This is a genomic window from Candidatus Phytoplasma phoenicium, assembly GCF_001189415.1.
Taxonomy (GTDB): Bacteria; Bacillota_I; Bacilli_A; order Acholeplasmatales; family Acholeplasmataceae; genus Phytoplasma; species Phytoplasma phoenicium.
This window is the reverse complement of the sequence record NZ_JPSQ01000004.1, coordinates 1-3,559: the sequence shown is the minus strand read 5'-3', so window position 1 is coordinate 3,559 and position 3,559 is coordinate 1. Positions and strand designations below refer to the sequence as shown.

Sequence of the window (3,559 nt, the reverse complement as noted above, 5' to 3'; positions counted from 1 at the left end):
ATTTGTCATTTTGTTTAATATTTCTGATCCTATTCAATTTTCTAATTTTAAGTATCGAAAACAAACATCTTCTAATGCTATACCATCAAAAGTATATGAAATTTCTATTTAATTATATTTGTCATAAATTTAAAAATTAACTTTATGCAAATAAGGTCAACTATAATATGAAAAAAAATTTAATACATACCAATATCAAAAATAAAAAAATTTTATTAAGAGTAGATTTAAATATACCAATAATAAAAGGTGTCGTTCAAAAAAATAATAAAATTAAAGCTATTTTACCAACTTTAAAATACTTAATAAAACAAAATTGTAAAATTATTCTTTTGTCCCATTTAGGCAGAATCAAAACTGCAATAGATAAGCAAAAATTAAGTTTAAAACCAATAGCTGAAAAATTATCTTTTTATTTAAAAAAACAAGTGATATTTGTTCCTTTTACACGTGGTCCTTTAGTAGAAAAACAAATTGATCTTTTACTGCCTGGTAATATATTAATGTTAGAAAATACACGTTTCGAAGACTTGAATGGTAAAAAAGAGAGTGAAAATGAACTAAATTTAGGAAAATATTGGGCTTCTTTAGGAGATGTCTTTGTAAATGATGCTTTTGGCATGGTTCATAGAAAACATGCCTCTAATATAGGAATCGCCAATCATATTTCACAAAAATGTTTTGGTTTTTTAATGGAAAAAGAAATGAATATGCTCAATAAAATAGTTAAAAATCCAAAAAAACCTTTAGTTATGATTTTAGGAGGAGCTAAATTATCGGATAAAATTAAAGTTATTCATAAACTTTTACAAAAAGTAGATTTCCTTTTGATTGGCGGCGCAATGTGTTTTACTTTTTTGAAAGCCAAAGGGTTAGAAGTAGGTCATAGTTTAATAGACCCAAGTAGTTTATCTGTAGCTCAAAAATTATTATCATCTCCTCAAAATCATAAAATTATTTTATGTGAAGATATCGTTTGTGGTAAAAAATTTTCGACGCATACCGAAACAATAATTTGTCCTTATAATCAAATACCTAAAGAACTAATGGGGATGGATATTGGACCTCAGACTATAAAAAGGTTTACCTATTATTTACAAAAAACCAAAACTATATTATGGAATGGCCCTTTAGGAATTTGTGAATTGGAAAAATTTAATCAAGGTACCAAAATCATTGCTAAAAAAATTATTTCTCTCAACCCTAAGCCTATTACTATTATTGGTGGAGGTGATAGTGCTGTTGCTATTTTAAAATTGGGTTTAAACAATCAATTCACTCATATTTCTACTGGTGGAGGAGCTTTTTTAGAATATTTAGAAAAAACATCTCTACCAGGCATAAAATGTATTACGAACAATGAAAAAATTTAAATTAATAATTTTTAATATCAAATCAAGGAAGTTTATAAAATGATAAAAACAAAAATAGCTATTAATGGATTTGGTCGTATCGGCAAATTATCTTTCCAAAATCTTTTGAAACAACCCCATATTGAAATTGTCGCAATTAATGATTTGACCAATATCGAAGACTTAATTTATTCATTAAAATATGATAGTATACAAAGACAATATCCAAAACCTATTATCAAAGCGGAAGATCAAAATTTAATAATAGATAATCATCGTATACCTATCTTTCAAGAAAAAAATCCACAAAATTTACCATGGAAAAATTTAGGTATCAATATAGTTTTAGAATGTACAGGGTTTTTTACTAATAAAGAAAAAGCAGAGTTACATTTAAAAGCAGGAGCACAAAAAGTTTTAATCAGTGCTCCTACTACATCAGATGATATCAAAACAATAGTATATAATGTAAATGATCAAATTTTAACACAAAAAGACACAATTATCAGTGGTGCTTCTTGTACAACTAATTGTTTAGCTCCTATTGTGAAAGTATTAAACGATAATTTTGGAATTAATCAAGCTTTTATGACTACTGTCCATAGTTATACTAATGACCAATCTTTAATAGATGAATTTCATCCTAAAGGTATTATATCCCGTAGAGGAAGAGCTGCAGCTGTTAATATAATACCAAGTGCTACAGGAGCAGCGAAAGCTATTAGTTTAGTTATCCCTGAATTAAAAGGAAAGATAGATGGTACAGCTTTGCGAGTTCCCACTATTGCAGGTTCTTTAATAGATTTAACAGCTGAATTAAAACAGGAAGTAACTATAAAAAACATTAATAATATTTTTCGACAAAATACCAACGAAACTTTAGCTTATATCGATGATCCTATTGTTTCTTCAGATATTATAGGTACTTCTTTCGGTTCTTTATATGATGCAAATACTTTACAAATACTAAAAGAAAAACCACGTTTTATTAAATTAATGTCGTGGTTTGATAATGAAATGAGTTATGTAAGCCAATTAACTCGATTACTTAATAAAATTATTAATTTATCAAAATAATAACAAAACGATGTTTAAACAAAAAAACCAAATTGTTTTCAGCAATTTGGTTTTTAATCTTCATGAATGACATTTATTGTAATTTCTAAATAATTATTTAAATAGATTTGTAAATCCAATGTTTTTTTATTTTTCTAAAAATATTTACTTTTGAACACAAAAAAATAATTTATTTTTTTAATTATTCAACTACTTTCAAAATAAATTTTCTAGTATATTTTGTCATTTTTTCTTATTTTTATCATAAAAAGCAGGCATATACATAATAGCTAAAATGAAAATAAATATCAGAAAAATACCAAAAATATATAACCATTGAATCATACTTTTATAATTTCCGCTTTGAGCATTCAAAATAGCGAATTTTTTATCATAAACACTTTTGAGTTCTTGATTTCCTAAAACATATGAAAACAATTTTTTCAATTTATTTGTGTTTTGATATTTTTGTAAAGCCTCTGTGAAATGAAATTTAGCTGTGTTATATGCGATCAATTGTTTATCAAAAGTCATTTCTTTTTCAACATTAATCAAAGTCTGAATCCCTTTATGAAAAGAACCTAAAGCGCCATCAATTTCTTTATTTGTTATATCTTGGCGAACTTCTTGGGTTAATTTCAATTCCTCATCTGGAGGTGTCAAAAATATTTCAATGATATCAAAAATTTTTTCCACTTTATTTTTAGTAAAATTGGTTAATTCTTGAATTGATTTAGTATTGTATTTAACAATACTAATTAATTGTTCATTGTATTGAGTTAATAAATTATCTAATTTCTCTTTTAAAGGATTAAGGTTTTCTATTTTTTTGCTTTCTTTTGGTAATTGATCTAATTCCATAACACTTTGATTAAATTGGTTAATTAAAGATGTGGGTTCTTGCGATTCTGTTTCTTGAATAACTTTATCAAATAAATTATTAAATGGTAATTCATGATTTCCTAAAAGAGAATCAATTTGCGTTTTCAATTTTTTAGCTACATTAATTTCATTATTCAATAAATTTTGTTGATTTTGAATCTTTTCTTTAATAGTTAATGATTGTTGCCAAATTTTTTCATAATCATCTTCTACATTATGAGCTAATATGGTAAATGAATGAAAAATAATATTCAAATAAAAAAATAAAA

At 25.2% G+C, this 3,559-nt stretch carries 3 protein-coding genes; 2 read left to right on the top strand and 1 reads right to left on the bottom strand.

Going from position 1 to position 3,559, the window contains the following annotated elements; genetic code table 11:
* Nucleotides 1-167 precede the first annotated feature (167 nt).
* A complete protein-coding gene (locus tag AlmWB_RS00285; protein WP_050336999.1) occupies nucleotides 168-1,373 on the top strand; it encodes a phosphoglycerate kinase in 1,206 nt (401 codons plus the stop codon).
* Between the two features lie 42 nt (nucleotides 1,374-1,415).
* Entirely contained in the window at nucleotides 1,416-2,429 is a 1,014-nt protein-coding gene (gene gap, locus AlmWB_RS00280) for a type I glyceraldehyde-3-phosphate dehydrogenase (RefSeq protein ID WP_083993334.1), read from the top strand.
* A gap of 222 nt (nucleotides 2,430-2,651) precedes the next feature.
* On the opposite strand, the gene AlmWB_RS01835 is transcribed toward gap, so the two are convergent.
* Nucleotides 2,652-3,559: hypothetical protein (locus AlmWB_RS01835; RefSeq protein WP_192833057.1), on the bottom strand; the 908-nt coding region annotated here is incomplete at its 5' end.